Origin of the sequence: Thalassolituus maritimus, assembly GCF_900156675.1 — a bacterium.
In the GTDB taxonomy this organism is placed as follows: Bacteria; Pseudomonadota; Gammaproteobacteria; order Pseudomonadales; family Oceanobacteraceae; genus Thalassolituus; species Thalassolituus maritimus.
Genome location: NZ_FTOH01000010.1, coordinates 39,489 through 53,995, shown reverse-complemented (window position 1 = coordinate 53,995; position 14,507 = coordinate 39,489). Strand labels below are relative to the sequence as shown.

The window sequence follows — 14,507 nt, the reverse complement described above, 5'->3', positions numbered from 1 at the left end:
GAGGCCCCATCGCGTTGCAACAAAGCAACATACTTCTGTCATGGTACGGCTTAAAATCAAAGTCCCTTCAGACTTCCTGAAACAGGTCAATTCCTGCAAAATAAGGGTTATGTAAAGCCATATCAAGCCAATATGGCTTACTTGCACCTCTCAATGTCACAATTATGACCAGTGTCACATTAGGGAGGAATACCGCTTTGATACCTTTATCAAAACGCTGGTCACCGGCCAGTAAATATAATTAACATAAGTTCACAGATCACGAATACGAACAGTTACTCCCGGCCGCTGGCCCCGGAGCAACTGCTTGAAGGACACCTGGTTTTGGTCAGGTTAAGACAATGGATTGCAGATTCCGCCCATCCTGTTTGGCGAGGCGGTTATAAAAACAATAAAAAATATCGAGGCTGCAATGACTAAAAAAGCGAAACTCACCTGTCGTTTCTTCCCTATCAATGAAGTAAACATCGCTAAGCTCGTCGAAATGCACAGCATTTTCACCCGTTTCTATGAGAACGCCGATCTCACAACCTTTATTAAGGATATGAGTGAAAAGAAAGGCGTCATGATCCTGAAAAACAAAACCACCGGGAAAATAGTGGGATTCAGTACCTACAACGAAGTCGAACTGATGCACCAGGGTAAGAAAGCCATTGGCGTATTCACGGGCGACACCATCGTTGAGCCCGAATTCTGGGGCAACAAAACATTGCACACTGCGTTCGCAATGAAAATGCTGAAAGCGAAGATGTTGCGCCCCACCACTCCTATGTTTTGGTTATTGATTTCGAAGGGTTACAAAACCTATCTGCTGATGGCCAATAACTTTCAACGCTTCTATCCACGCCACGATCACCACGACCATGAGATGGAAGGTCTGATGCAGCAGTACTGCCAGAAACTCTACCCGACCTACTACAAAGAAGAAGAGAAAATTCTCGACTTCGGCGAGGGCTACCATGCGCTGAAAGAAGATGTCGCGGACATCACGCCTCGTATGCGTGCCAGTAATTCAGCCATCCGCTTTTTTGAGGAGCGTAACCCAGAATGGCGTCGAGGCACTGAACTGCCATGCGTAGGTGAGATTGGCCTTTCAACCATCGGGATATTCTTCAAAAAGCTGATCCGCAGCACCTTCGGGCTGCGTCGTCCAGCCCGTAAGAACCGTCGTCTGGCGGCATAACACCGCCCGCAGCTGGCCTGAAGTGTGACATAGTACGTAATATGCGCCAAAGGCACAGTCAGACCAGCTGCAGCAATTCAGTTGCCTAAGACTTTATGGTTAAATCGCTGGCCCGTTCTTGTCTCCGCACATGGCGAAGGAAGCACGGATAATAATAAACAATTATGCCTTTCATCTAATTGTCAGATTCCGGTTTTTTTATACCGGCCAACGCCTCCGGGTTCTGAGCCTGACACCGATGAAAGTCTTCACCACACAAAGAAAGATACAGGAGCCTGTCAGATGTCCGCTCTGAAGAACCTGACCACGTCGCTGCTTCATTTTGCATCAGCCACGCTGACCCGTAAGGGCGCGCGAAAATTCATTGACGCCAGTTATGACGTTGAGAGCGTTCAGCGTTCTATTCTTAGCGACACCCTGAACATGGTTGTGGGTGCGGAGTCCGCCGTTAAGCATGGCCTGCGTAAGGATATGACGGTCGAGGAGTTCCGTCAGCAGGTGCCCATCACAGACTACAACTACTGGCACGACATGATTGTCGAACAGCAGAAGAGCGGTAAGCCGATGCTGACGACCTCAAGCTGTGATCGCTACCAGCCAACATCAGGCTCCACCTCGAAAATCAAATGGATTCCATATACGCGTCCATTCCTTGATCAGGCTGACGAAGCCATCAGCCCATGGATGTCTGACCTGTACGCCAACTTCCCGGGGATAAAGAAAGGCCGTCACTACTGGTCTCTGTCCTGGGTGCCAAGTGACCTGCGCGATCAGGTCAGTGAAAGTATCAACGACGACATGCAACTGCTGCCTTGGTGGAAGCGACTGTTTATGGCCGGCACCATGGCGGTACCCGAAGGCGTATCTCTGGCTGAAAGCTCAGACGAGTCATTCTTCGCGACGTCCTGTTATCTGGTTGCCTGTACTGATCTTTCCTTTATGTCGGTCTGGAGTCCAACCTTCGCCATGAGCCTGCTGCAGGTTATGCAGGAACACCGCGAGAAAATCGCCGAAGTGCTCGAAACTGGCCGATGGGTAGCTCCGTTCGATAGCCTGAAAAACATCGAACCGCCGAAGAACGAAGCCGCCGCTGCCTACATGCGTAAGTGGGACGGCGAAATCACACCGGCGTTCACCAAGGCGATCTGGCCAAACCTGGCACTGATCAGCTCGTGGGACACCTCTTCATCGAAAGGCTGGGCAGAGAAACTGCAGGCGATATTCCCGCACAGCGGCTTCCAGGGCAAAGGCCTGTTCGCAACCGAAGGTGTTGTGACCTTCCCAATGGGCGACGAGTATCCACTGGCGTTCACCAGCCACTTCTATGAGTTTGAAGACCTCGATACCAATGAGATTCTGTGCAGCTGGGAACTGAAAAAAGACATGCGCGTGCGGCCGATCATCACGACCGGTAATGGCCTGCTGCGTTATCAGACCAAAGACATGCTGCTGGTCACTGACTTTATTAATCAGTGCCCGTGCCTACGCTTTATCAGCCGTATTGACGGTGTTGATATGGTCGGTGAAAAATTATCGCCAGATGCAGCCGTCAAACTGATCGATCACTTCAGTGGCAACATGGGACTATCCCCAGTGACCCTGGTCGCTATTCCACAATCAGACCTGCGCGCTAAGCCCGTCTACGGTCTGCTGTGTTCTGGTAGTTCTGACGCTATTGCAGCCCGGAATACGCTCGGTGCTCAACTGGAAGAACAACTTAATCAGCATTTTCATTACAAGCTTGCCCGCGAGCTGGGCCAGTTAGGTCATGCAGAAATGCTGATCGTGCCTGATGCCATGGAAGTGTATACCGAACACAAAATTGCCGGCGGTATGGTCGCAGGCAACATTAAGATTGAACCGCTCGCACTGTGGCAGAACGATCAGATGCCAGGCGCCGTCAGCGACATACTGAGAAACTCGAAACCGGCGGAGGCCGCTGCATGAGTCAGCGCTTTATCATTCGCCCTACCATCGAAGAGGATGCACCGGGGCTGAGTGAATTGCTGTCTGATACGCCACAGGAAGGCAGTATTCAGCTGAATTTTGAACGCGAGCCCAACTACTTCCATGCGACAGACGTTGGTACAACGACCCGCGATCTTTGGGTGATGGAAGATACCGAACAGCAGCGGATTGCCGGTGCTTTCAGTATGGGCTTTCGTGATGTTTTCGAAAACGGCCAGCGCAAATCCATGCGCTATGGCAGTGATCTGCGTATCCACCGTGATTATCAGGGTGGGCGAACACTTTTGCGCTTCTTTAAAACCGTCAAAAGTATCATCGGTGACGACTATTACCAGACCGTGATTCTCGAAGAGAACAAGGCTTCTCTCGATACCGTTGGCGGCAACCGTATCAAAGTGCAACCGACATATAACGCATTCCGTCGCCACCGCACCAATATGATAGAGTTGCGCCGACGCGAGAAACACAAAATCCGTCTTAATATTCGTCGGGCTGCCAGTACTGACATACCGGTTATGCAGGCATTTTTTGATGCCAACGCCCCACGTAAGCAGTTCTACCCCTGTTATGACTTCTCCAGAATAGAAACTGGAGATACCTATTACCGGGATATAAAATTAAACGATTTTTTATTGGCATTTGATGGCAACGAATTGGTCGGTATGACCGGTTTCTGGGATCAGAAGGCCTTTAAACAAACGCGAATTGCGGGATACTCTAAAGCTATCCAGTACGCGCGCCCCTTCTACAACGCGTACACTAAGATTGCGGGGGGGCTGTCACTGCCACCAGCAGGGTCATTGACCAGCTATATTTACCTGCATTGCAACGTATTTAAAGACAATCGCAGTGATATCTTTGCAGATCTTCTCGCATACGCACGCAAGGAACTGAAAGATAGTGAGTATGATGCCTTAGTCGTTGGCTTTGACACGGAAGACCCTTTGCACAAGGTGACCGATAAGTACAAAAAAGAAGAATTATTCAGCCTCCATTTTATCTCAGGTTACGGTAAGGACCCATCACCTGATCTGAACCCTGAAGGGCTGATGTATCTCGAAACTGCGCGCCTGTAGCAAAAAATATTATCTGCCTCAGTAACACCGGCTGCCCGCGCGCTCGCTATTTGCAACAGAGAGCAATATGAAACAGTTGAAATTTTTTATCATCGGCCTGGTTATTCTCGCTGCTGCCGGATACGCCGGATACACCATGTACATCAATGCACCTAAACCTCAGACTCAGGAAGTTAAGGTCGCAATTCCTCAGGTTCCGTACAAAGAGGTGCGTATCTCCACGCAGTCGATCCCTATTTTCAGCCGCGGACGAGTCTCGGCTTCACGCGTCCATAAGATAGCCAGTCAGGTATCTGGCCTGGTGACGGATATTGCTCCGGAGCTGAAAAAAGGCGAAATCGTGAATGCTGACCAGTTGCTGGTTCAGATCGACGAACAGCCTCTTATTCTTGATATAGCCCAGAAGAAAGCGCAACTGACGCAAACAAAGTTACGGCTGGAAGAAACCGAAGCAAATGCACGCGTAGCTCGTCGTCAGGCAGGACGTAACGCTTCAGACTACGCGCGCTTCGTACCTCAGCTTGCATACGCAAACGCACAGGTGGAAGCCGCAGAGGCCGCCCTGCAATACGCCTATGACCAATTAGAAAATACTAAAATCAGCTCGCCGATCGAAGGCAAAGTCGTTGATGTGTTCATTAACGAGGGTGATCTGGTACAGACCGGCTCACCGGTTGCCGTTCTTTACGGGATGAATCAGGCTGAAATCCGTCTGCCATTAAACGATGCCGAGCTCATGATCATTGGTGTCGAAGAAAACACCAGCACTGAGAATGGGCCAAGCTTTATGCCGCAGGTAACTCTGCGTGACTATGAGAGTGGCGATGAATGGAGCGGCTATATCGTACGCACCGACGGTGAACGCAGTGCAAACCAGCTCCTCTATATCATCGCTCAGGTCAACGGCGATGAAATGTACAGCAATACCGGTCGCTATCTGGTGCCGGGCTCGTTCCTTGAAGCTGAAATCCGCGGCCAGGAAATTGAAAATATGCGCATTCTACCGCGAGAGGTCATCCTCTCTGGTGATGCCATCTGGATGATTAATGCAGATAACACGATTCAGCGCCAGCCTGTGACCATCCGCTATCGCGGCAAGGAATTCGCTTATATTGATACTGCGCTGCCACCGGGCACCCGGGTAGTCGCTGGTAACTTTAACCGTCTTGTCGAAGGCATGACCGTCGAACCAATTCGCAAGAAGTAACCTGCCGGAGGCTGACTTATGAAACAGATCATCCGTTGGTTTGCGGAGAACACCGTTGCTGCCAATCTGTTGATGTTCTGCCTGATTGCCCTGGGCTTGATGGCCGTACCTGAAACACGCAAAGAACTTATCCCCAATGTCACCCTCGACCGTCTTAGCATTCAGACTAAACTGCCAGGTGGTAATGTTGAAACCATTGAAAACAGTGTCTGTAAGGCCATTGAAAATCGCATCTACGATATTCAGGGTACACAAAACCTGACCTCCTTTGCCTATGATGGCTTATGTAGCATGACGGTCGACATCGCCGACGGCTACGAAACCGATAAAATTTCTGACGAAATATCCCGTCGAATTAATGAAGAGGGCCTGCTCCCTGACGACGCCGAAACACCGACGTTACAGGAGCTGTCTGTTAAAAACCGCGTTGCTAAATTAATTATTTACGGCAACACCAGTTACGCCGCTCTCGCAGAAACATCCCGTGAAATACGCAATGACCTGATGGATATGCCAGACATCAGCGTGATTGAACTGCAAGACATGTCGAAATCCGAAATCCGTATCGAAGTACCGGCTCATAATCTTGAGAAGTACGATCTGACGTTCGACGATATTTCTGGAATGATCCGTCAGCAGACGGGCTTCCTGCCCGGTGGTGTACTGGAAACTCAGGACGGCGACATTCTGATTACCAGTGATGCGTACAAAGACTCGGCTGAAGCCTATCGCAATATCGTTATCTACTCAGATTCAACCGGTGCAGAGATTCTGCTACGCGATCTCGCGATCATCACAGATACCCGCTATGTCAGCGAGACGAACGCCAGCTTTGATGGCACGCCATCCGCCTCGATCGACATTTACCGGGTTGGCGATCAGAGCATTATGGACATCGCCGATGACCTGCACACCTATGTAGATAGCCTGCGCCTACCAGAAACCATCAAAACACACGTATGGCAGGACGAATCAAAGCACCTTCGAGAGCGCATCAGCATGCTGCTGGAGAACGCACTTGCGGGTCTCGTACTGCTCTTTATTACCTTGCTTCTCTTCCTGAATGGCCGTCTGTCATTCTGGGTGAGCATGGGTATTCCGGTATCTTTCTTCGGTGCTCTGTTTGCGATGCCAATGTACGATGTCTCCATCAATGCGGTGTCATTGTTTGGTTTTATTCTCGTACTCGGGATCGTGGTCGATGATGCGGTCGTGGTCGCTGAGGCGATTCACAACCGCAACGAAAAAGGCATTTATGGTACCGAGGCAGCACTTGAAGGGGCTTTCGAGGTTTATAAGCCGATTCTGTTCGCGGTAATTACTACGGTCATTGCGTTTATTCCTTTGATCGGGCTGCCCGGCCCCGAAGGAAAAATGATGCAGGCGATTCCTATCGTCGTTATCGCCACGCTTATCTTCTCGGTGATTGAGTCCTTCCTGATTCTGCCGGCTCACTTGTCTCATGCGCAGAAAGTTAATGTTAAAAAAGAGCCTTCCACACTCGAAAAAATTCAATCGAAGTTTGATGGCGCCCTGCAGAGCTTTATGCGCACGATTTATCTGCCGTCCTTGCGTGGTGCACTTCAGGCGAAAGGCATCATTATTCTGGTATTCTCCATCACCTTCACCCTGATGCTGGTAATGATGCTTACCGGGTGGATTAAGTCCTCTCTGTTTACACCGGTCGAAGCTGACTCGGTCGTGGCACGACTGGTTCTGCCAGAGGGCTCCCCGCGGGAAAAAACCGAAATGGCTGTTGAGCGCCTGACCAATGCAGCAGAACTTCTGAAACACCGCTACGAAATGGAAGGTGTCGCAACCATTGACCATATCTATGCGGTCATCGGGCCTAACGAATCCAAGAGTAATATGAAGAGCAGCCAGGACCGTGATCACCTGGCCAATATTACGCTGGAGTTGGTTTCTGACAGAACCAGCCGCATCAGTGGCCGCGAGATTATTTCCAGCTGGCGTAATATTGCTGGAGATATCCCCGGCGTCAGCCAGCTGAGCTTCAGCGCCAGTCTTAACCCAGCCAGGCCCGATATTCAGATCGAGTTGTCAGCCAACGACCAGGAAGACCTGAAAGAAGCAGCCGATCAGTTAATGGTTCATCTGAAAGGGTTCGCTGGTGCATACGATGTGCGTCATACCCAGGAGAACACCAAACAGCAGGCAGATATTATTCTCCGCGACAATGCCAGCTCGCTGGGCCTGACGCAGCAAACCGTTGTTGCCCAGATCAACCAGGCTTTCCAGGGCAAGGTTGTTCAGAATGTACAGACCCGCGACGATGAAATCGAGGTTTGGCTGGGCCTGCCTGACGATGAGCGCGATTCTTCATGGCACCTCGAAAACATGCACGTGAAGTATGCTCCGGGGCAATATGTTCCTTTATCTGCGATCGCGGATATCGTGTATCAGGACGCACCGACACACATCAAGCGCAACAACCGTAAGCGCGTGGTCACGGTGACTTCCTTTATCGATACCGGCCGTAACTCAGTACAGAATGTTCAGCGTGTGGTTGAGAACGAAATACTGCCATCGCTGGTGCGTCAGTACCCAGGAATGGATTGGGCGAGAGGCGGTCAGCAGCGCGACCTGAGTAAATTTATGACGACCCTGTTCCAGTATTACATGGTCGCTGTATTGGCTATGTATCTGTTGCTGGCGGTTCTGTTCAAGTCGTACATGCAGCCTTTTATTATTATTTATGCCATCCCCTTCGGCATCATGGGCTCAGTCATTGGCCACCAGCTGTTCGGTATGGTCATCACATCCTGGTCATACATTGGCATGGTGGCTGTCAGTGGCGTTGTGGTGAACGATAACCTGGTATTGATGGATTACATCAATAACCGCAGGGAAAAAGGAGCCAGTACATACGATGCCGTGATTGAAGCCGGTATCGCCCGTTTCCGGCCGATTCTTCTGACCTCACTGACCACGTTTGTGGGCCTGATACCCTTGATCTCTGAAACCAGCCTGCAGGCTCAATTCCTGATTCCAATGGCTATTTCGCTGGCGTTCGGCGTACTTTTCGCAACACTCGTCAGCCTCTTGCTGGTGCCATGTACTTATGTGCTTCTGGACGACATTCAGGTCGCCTTCCGCCGCGCCTTCAGTAGTGGTGGCGAAGAGAATGTGACCGTTGAGGATGCCTATGATGAAGGCTTCAAACAAGGTAATTCCAAAGCCCGCAAGGTAAACCCATATAGCTCAGACCTTCTCGCCGCAAGTTGGGATGCAGGGTACCAGGATGGGACCGAGGCCCGCTGATCGCACTAGCAAAGGTCATCCATAAAATGCCGCTCTGAGCTGTCAGCGCGGCATTTTTTATGGATAAGAAGAAATCAGTCAGCGTCTGATAAACGGATCGAGTGATAGTCGTGGCTGAGCTTCTGTAGCCATACAACCTCAAAGGTAATACGTGCCGTCACAATATAAAAAACCAGATAAAACGCGTAGGCAGAAAAAGCCCACAACATGACGGTTTTAAAATCGGCAATCGTAGCTGCTGAGCTCATCATATACACAGCGGTCAGTTTGCAGACGTTGGCTGATACAAGCGACAGTGACCAGACAGGTAACAACCAGGCAGCCGGTTTATGATCATGATCAGGCGGAATGCTGTCGTAGCGCATCGCATCAATTAAGCGAGTAATTTTGTGCAGGCGCTTCAACAGGCTGAAAAATAATTTAAAAGATTGCTTGGTACTGCGGGTATGCTCCTCAAAGAGCGACATCATATTGCGCGATGAATAATAGACCCAATACGTGTAAAAAAGCACCAGCACCAGGGTCGTCATGACCTGAGCTTCACGAATCAGGGTGTCTGTCTGCAACTGCTCACGCATACCCACAGTGAGCGATGTCAGTGCTGTACTGTCTTGCAATGCTGACAGCTCCTGCCAGCTCCAGAAACCATGAACCAGACCTGCAACACATAGCGCCCCCGGGAAAACAGAGACAATATTGGTCAGCCAGGTAAAACGGGTTAAGTCGTAAAAGGGATAGCTCTGCGACACGCGATCTTCCTGTTTATTTTATTATTCTGATACTTAGAAAGATAAATATACCGGTCTGGTCTTATGACGAAAGACCAGGCCCGATTATTTATTCACTGAGGCAGTGTACCGCACGGTCGGCCATGTCCCGAAGAAAATAGGGATAACCGTCGCGGGAAAGAGAGATACTTCCACCCAGAGGATCAAGTTCACCCTGTTTTACAGGGAGATCTCCAACCACTTTCACAACCAGTGCAGGAGAATATTCCGGCTCGCGAAAAATGCACGCCACCTGACCTGCTCTGAGCTGCTCACGCATCAGTTGTATTGTACGCATGCCAGGTTTCTGTTCAGGGGTAATCGTGAAAGCACCGACCTGATTTAGACCAAACTCGGTCACCCAGTGATCGTAGGCACGGTGGAAAACAAAGAAACCACGCTCTTTCAGTGGGGCCAATACCCGATCACTATACGCCACCGCCTGCGCGACCTGATCAGCGAAGTCCGTTGAATCAGCGCCAAGCACCTCCGCCAACGCCTTTTGTGCGGCGACGACAGAAGGTGGCGAAAGCCAATAATGCGGATCTTTGATACTCGCTTCTGAGGCGAAGGCTGAAATATCGATCCAATGTTTGTCCGGCCAGCGGCGCGCGAACCCTGACAGATAAGGTTCTATTCGGGCACCTGACCAGAAGATGACGTCAGCCTCCTGCAGGCGATCGATATCCGAAGGTTTCAAAGAGAAATCATGCGGGGTCACGCCGGGTTGCAGCAGAACATCGAGCTGCTCCGCGTCGACAACCGATGACGCGATCAACCCCAGAGGATGAATACTGGCGAGCACCTTGGGGGAATGATCGGCCTGGGCAAACAGTGATAACATGGTGAAACTCACCATTACAGCAAATCGTCTGAACATAACTCTGGCTAATTTTATCGTCTTTCGTAAAATTGCAACATTATAACCTAAGGACTGGTCTGATGCCCGCTTCACAACAGCACGATCATAATCACTGCATATCCACCGCTATGGACACCGCGCGAACTCTGTGTGAACAGCGTGGCTTGCGCATGACGCCTGTGCGACGCAGGGTACTTGAGCTGGTGTGGCAGAACCATAAGCCTACGGGTGCTTATGATCTTCTGGCGCAGTTAAGTGAAGAAGGGTTTAACTCAGCGCCTCCGACCGTCTATCGCGCCCTGGATTTCCTGCTCGAGCTGGGCGTCGTTCACCGCATCAGTAGCCTTAATGCGTTCGTCGGCTGTGATCACCCCGGCCATGAACACGACACCGGCTTCTTTATCTGCAAAGAATGCGGTAATGCGACCGAACTGCCCGCGAAAGAGATCAAGAAGCTGCACGAGACTCTGGTGAAGAAATTCAGCTTCAGCATCGAAACCAGCAACCACGAACTGACTGGCCTGTGTCAGAACTGTAAGGCAACGGCATGAGTGAAGAGCCCATTCTGAGGGCCGACAATCTGAGCCTCACCTTTGGCCAGAAGAAAGTACTGGATCAGATCAGCCTGGATATTCAGCCACGCCAGATCATTACACTGATCGGCCCCAATGGCTGTGGTAAGTCGACTCTGACAAAAGTGTTGCTCGGCCTTGTCCGCCCGGATTCCGGTAAAATTATTCGCTCACGGCAACTACGTATCGGCTATATGCCGCAAAACCTGCCTCTGGATCAGCGTATGCCGTTGAACGTCGACGAGTTTCTGCGACTCACACGGCGTAGCACCCGTGCTGCGGTTGACCACTGGCTTGAGCGACTGAACATTACCAGCCTGAAGGACCAGAGCGTTCATGATTTATCCGGTGGTGAGTGGCAACGGGTACTGTTGGCCCGTGCCTTATTAGTGGAGCCTGAACTCCTTGTTCTCGACGAACCGGTGCAAGGCGTTGATGTTCAGGGGCAGCTGGAGCTGTACCAGCTGATTCCGCAACTGCGCGACGAACTCGGCTGTGCTGTGTTAATGATTTCACACGACCTGCACCTCGTTATGTCGGCCACCGATGAAGTCATCTGTCTGAACGGCCACGTCTGTTGCTCAGGGCACCCGGAAACAGTCTCTGCCGACCCTGCCTATCTCGAGCTTTTTGGTCGCCGCCTTGACGATGGTATCGCTTATTACACCCACCATCATGATCATGAACACTGTGACCACGACCATAGCAGCCCACACACCAATGCAGGACATCACCATGATTGACGGTTTGCAGACCTGGTGGCTGATGCCTCTCGTTGCCGGGCTGCTTCTTGCGGTCAGTGCCGGCCCTCTGGGTAGCTTCGTTGTCTGGCGCCGTATGGCGTTCTTTGGCGATACCCTTGCGCACGGCGCCTTACTTGGTATCACCTTTGGTGTTCTGACCGACCTCGACCCAACGCTGGCTCTGGTGGTGGGTTCGGCGTCACTGGCGCTTATTCTTCTGCCTTTGCAACTCGCCAGCCGCTTGTCTGCTGACACACTGCTCGGCATCGTATCTCATGGCACTCTCGCAATCGGCCTGGTTGCTTTGAGCCTTGCGGACGGTATCCGGGTCGATTTGATGGGTTATCTGTTTGGTGACCTGTTGGCCATTAATGAGGGCCACGTGTATTGGTTACTGGGAAGCACCGCCATCACGCTGACCTTAGTGCTTTGTTTCTGGAATTCATTGCTGGCGGTTACCGTCAGCCCTGAACTGGCGAGAATCGAAGGCCGGCCGGTGCTGCTACTTGATCTGATGCTGATCCTACTGCTCGCCATGACAGTCGCCCTGGCGATGAAGGTCGTGGGGATTCTTCTGATTAGCGCCCTGTTGATTATGCCTCCGGCAGCCGCCCATGCGCTGAGTAAAGGCCCCCGTCAGATGGCCGCTATTGCTTCGGTCGTAGGGATTGTTTCTGTTCTGCTTGGGATGTGGGCGTCGTTCCGTTGGGATACACCAGCAGGACCGAGTATTGTGGTCACCGCCATGTTGCTGTTTGTCGTTAGTCTGACGTTTCGCCGCAAGCGCTGAGCCAGCGGGAACCGAGTGTCAGGACCTTTTCAGGGTAAAGCCAGCAGAGACCGGATAAGCGGTAACATCCGCTTCGGATCATGCGGGGGCTCAATATAGCCCCTGTAATTCAGCTCAGAATCCAGCAACACGATGTTGGCGCTGTGATCCATCAGGTAGCCGCCATCCTCCCGGTCGACACGGGCATAAAATGCATTCAGCTGTGCCGCGAGTTTTTTCATATTGTCAGGGTTGCCCGTCAGTGCGGTGAAGTCCGGGTTGAAGTAATCCATGTACTGGCCAAGCTGCTCGGGTCTGTCACGTTCTGGGTCAACGCTGACAAGCACCACGTTCAACTGCTCACGCTCTTCTTCACTCAGGCGCTTCATCAAACGATTCATGTGCATCAGTGTCATTGGACAAATATCAGGGCAATAGGTGTAGCCGAAAAACAGAAGTGACCAGCGTCCCTTAAGATCCGCCAGCGATACGGTGTCTCCGTATTCATTGATAAACGTCAGCTCATCAACCTGACCACCAGCGAACATCTCAACACCCGCCGTACGTGTAAGACGCTCCTGTGGAGAGGGCGGCGCACTCAGCCATCCTGCAACAAATGCTGCCAGCAGCACCGCAAATAGTGCTGAACACAGTACAATAGCGCCTCTTTCACCACGCATACGGCTTCCCCATAATGACTTCAGGCGCCAGTGTAGCAGGCCAGACCACTTCTCTGCCTGCGGCAAATCAACGCACTGTCTGGGCCCTCGCCTGGCCCATCATCCTCAGTAACATCACAGTGCCTATGCTGGGTCTGGTCGACACCGCGATTCTCGGCCATCTCGACGACGTCCAACCATTAGCCGCCGTGGCCATTGGCGCCCAGATATTTACCCTACTGCTCTGGAGTTTTGGTTTTCTGCGGATGGGGACGACATCCGTCACGGCGCATGCTGTCGGCCAGAAAGGCATAGATAATTCTCTACCTCTGCTTCAGCAGGCCATCTGGCTGGCGATACCTGTCAGTATTTTCTGCATTATTGCTGCACAGATACTTACACCTTTGCTGCTGCCATTATTCGGAGATGATCCGACACTTCATGCGCTCACCGCCGACTACCTGACCACCCGATTCTGGGGGATTCCGGTGACCCTGCTGCAATATTGCCTCATTGGCTGGTTTATTGGTCGGGGGGAAACCCGTATCCCCATGCTGATGCTGATCACCGCCAACCTGCTTAATGCGGGTCTGGATTATTACTTTGTCTGGCACCTGCATATGGGCGCTACTGGCGTCGCGCTGGGTACTGTACTGGCAGACGTTGGCGCTCTGACGATCGCACTGATTGCGGCGCTTCAGCGCGACCTTACATTGCGCCTGCCACTGCCCGACAGGGCTATTCTCAAACGCATGATTGTGATCAATCGTGACCTGTTTATCCGCACCCTGACTTTGCTGATCGTATTCGCATCATTTGCCGCGCTCGGCGCCGCTCAGAGCACAGAAGTATTAGCCGCAAACGCCGTGCTAATCAGCCTGCTTCTTCTGATATCGAATGCCCTTGACGGTTTTGCTCACGCAGCGGAAAGCCTGGTCGGGCGCTTTCTGGGCGCTGCTCAACCGCAGCAAATGCGCAGAGCAATCCAGCTCACGGGCATAAACAGCCTGATTGCAGCCTTCATTCTCGTCGGACTTTTTGTACTCGCCGGCGACCACCTCTTCCGTTTGCTTACGGATAACGAAGACATGCTCCCCCGCCTGCAGGAAATGCACTTGTGGCTGTGGCTGCTGCCTTTATCGGGTGTCGCCAGTTACTGGCTAGATGGTGTTATGGTCGGAGCCCAGGCAACCGCATCCATGCGAAATTCAATGCTGGCTGCGGCAGCGCTGGTTTTCTTTCCTATCGCCCTGCTTCCCGGGCAACTTGCCGCTTGGTCAGCCAACGGCGAAGTGAGTGCTAACACCCTTTTATGGCTTGCATTTCATCTGTTCCTTCTGGCCCGGGCGGCCTTTCTGATACCCGCGATACGCAGAATCGTGCAGACAACGCAAAAATAGCCTGATCCCGTCCGCTCTA

General features: G+C 51.8%; 12 protein-coding genes. 9 read left to right on the top strand and 3 right to left on the bottom strand.

Annotated elements, in window-relative coordinates:
• Positions 1-412 precede the first annotated feature (412 nt).
• From BW941_RS14810 to BW941_RS14790, 5 genes are all read left to right on the top strand, one after another.
• Positions 413-1,183, top strand: a complete 771-nt coding sequence (locus BW941_RS14810) for a hypothetical protein (protein WP_076517467.1) — start codon at positions 413-415, stop codon at positions 1,181-1,183.
• Positions 1,184-1,465: 282 nt separating this feature from the next.
• A complete protein-coding gene (locus BW941_RS14805; RefSeq protein WP_076517348.1) occupies positions 1,466-3,130 on the top strand; it encodes a GH3 family acyl-acid amido synthetase in 1,665 nt (554 codons plus the stop codon).
• Positions 3,127-4,227, top strand: coding sequence for a hypothetical protein (locus BW941_RS14800; protein ID WP_076517346.1), 1,101 nt, complete (start codon positions 3,127-3,129; stop codon positions 4,225-4,227). Before BW941_RS14805 ends, BW941_RS14800 begins: the two co-directional genes overlap by 4 nt.
• 67 nt (positions 4,228-4,294) lie before the next feature.
• Positions 4,295-5,434 carry an efflux RND transporter periplasmic adaptor subunit gene (locus BW941_RS14795; protein WP_076517344.1) on the top strand — a complete coding sequence of 380 codons (1,140 nt, stop codon included), beginning with the start codon at positions 4,295-4,297 and terminating at the stop codon, positions 5,432-5,434.
• Between the two features lie 18 nt (positions 5,435-5,452).
• Positions 5,453-8,716 (top strand): efflux RND transporter permease subunit, encoded by a 3,264-nt coding sequence (locus BW941_RS14790; RefSeq protein WP_076517342.1) that lies wholly within the window; start codon positions 5,453-5,455, stop codon positions 8,714-8,716.
• Positions 8,717-8,790: 74 nt separating this feature from the next.
• On the opposite strand, the gene BW941_RS14785 is transcribed toward BW941_RS14790, so the two are convergent.
• Together BW941_RS14785 and BW941_RS14780 are read right to left on the bottom strand one after the other, a co-directional pair.
• A complete protein-coding gene (locus BW941_RS14785; protein ID WP_076517340.1) occupies positions 8,791-9,465 on the bottom strand; it encodes a hypothetical protein in 675 nt (224 codons plus the stop codon).
• 88 nt (positions 9,466-9,553) lie between these two features.
• Entirely contained in the window at positions 9,554-10,327 is a 774-nt protein-coding gene (locus BW941_RS14780; protein ID WP_175607919.1) for a metal ABC transporter solute-binding protein, Zn/Mn family, read from the bottom strand.
• Positions 10,328-10,425: 98 nt separating this feature from the next.
• Here BW941_RS14780 and BW941_RS14775 point away from each other — a divergent pair, with 98 nt between their 5' ends.
• Genes BW941_RS14775 through BW941_RS14765 form a run of 3 tightly spaced genes read left to right on the top strand, consistent with a single transcriptional unit; the run spans position 10,426 to position 12,450 of the window.
• Positions 10,426-10,896, top strand: a complete 471-nt coding sequence (locus tag BW941_RS14775; RefSeq protein WP_068436814.1) for a Fur family transcriptional regulator — start codon at positions 10,426-10,428, stop codon at positions 10,894-10,896.
• Positions 10,893-11,660 (top strand): zinc ABC transporter ATP-binding protein ZnuC, encoded by a 768-nt coding sequence (znuC, locus tag BW941_RS14770; protein ID WP_076517336.1) that lies wholly within the window; start codon positions 10,893-10,895, stop codon positions 11,658-11,660. Before BW941_RS14775 ends, znuC begins: the two co-directional genes overlap by 4 nt.
• Positions 11,653-12,450, top strand: a complete 798-nt coding sequence (locus BW941_RS14765) for a metal ABC transporter permease (RefSeq protein ID WP_076517334.1) — start codon at positions 11,653-11,655, stop codon at positions 12,448-12,450. Before znuC ends, BW941_RS14765 begins: the two co-directional genes overlap by 8 nt.
• 29 nt (positions 12,451-12,479) lie before the next feature.
• On the opposite strand, the gene BW941_RS14760 is transcribed toward BW941_RS14765, so the two are convergent.
• Positions 12,480-13,109 carry an SCO family protein gene (locus BW941_RS14760; protein ID WP_076517333.1) on the bottom strand — a complete coding sequence of 210 codons (630 nt, stop codon included), beginning with the start codon at positions 13,107-13,109 and terminating at the stop codon, positions 12,480-12,482.
• Between the two features lie 14 nt (positions 13,110-13,123).
• Between BW941_RS14760 and BW941_RS14755 the strand changes: the two genes are divergently transcribed.
• Positions 13,124-14,488, top strand: coding sequence for an MATE family efflux transporter (locus tag BW941_RS14755; protein WP_076517331.1), 1,365 nt, complete (start codon positions 13,124-13,126; stop codon positions 14,486-14,488).
• Positions 14,489-14,507: the final 19 nt, after the last annotated feature.

Coding starts and splice junctions, on each gene's coding strand:
- BW941_RS14765 (WP_076517334.1), top strand. CDS start 11,653: ATGATTGACGGTTTGCAGACCTGGTGGCTGATGCCTCTCGTTGCCGGG.
- BW941_RS14775 (WP_068436814.1), top strand. CDS start 10,426: ATGCCCGCTTCACAACAGCACGATCATAATCACTGCATATCCACCGCT.
- BW941_RS14755 (WP_076517331.1), top strand. CDS start 13,124: ATGACTTCAGGCGCCAGTGTAGCAGGCCAGACCACTTCTCTGCCTGCG.
- BW941_RS14760 (WP_076517333.1), bottom strand. CDS start 13,109: ATGCGTGGTGAAAGAGGCGCTATTGTACTGTGTTCAGCACTATTTGCG.
- BW941_RS14800 (WP_076517346.1), top strand. CDS start 3,127: ATGAGTCAGCGCTTTATCATTCGCCCTACCATCGAAGAGGATGCACCG.
- znuC (WP_076517336.1), top strand. CDS start 10,893: ATGAGTGAAGAGCCCATTCTGAGGGCCGACAATCTGAGCCTCACCTTT.
- BW941_RS14795 (WP_076517344.1), top strand. CDS start 4,295: ATGAAACAGTTGAAATTTTTTATCATCGGCCTGGTTATTCTCGCTGCT.
- BW941_RS14790 (WP_076517342.1), top strand. CDS start 5,453: ATGAAACAGATCATCCGTTGGTTTGCGGAGAACACCGTTGCTGCCAAT.
- BW941_RS14780 (WP_175607919.1), bottom strand. CDS start 10,327: ATGTTATCACTGTTTGCCCAGGCCGATCATTCCCCCAAGGTGCTCGCC.
- BW941_RS14805 (WP_076517348.1), top strand. CDS start 1,466: ATGTCCGCTCTGAAGAACCTGACCACGTCGCTGCTTCATTTTGCATCA.
- BW941_RS14810 (WP_076517467.1), top strand. CDS start 413: ATGACTAAAAAAGCGAAACTCACCTGTCGTTTCTTCCCTATCAATGAA.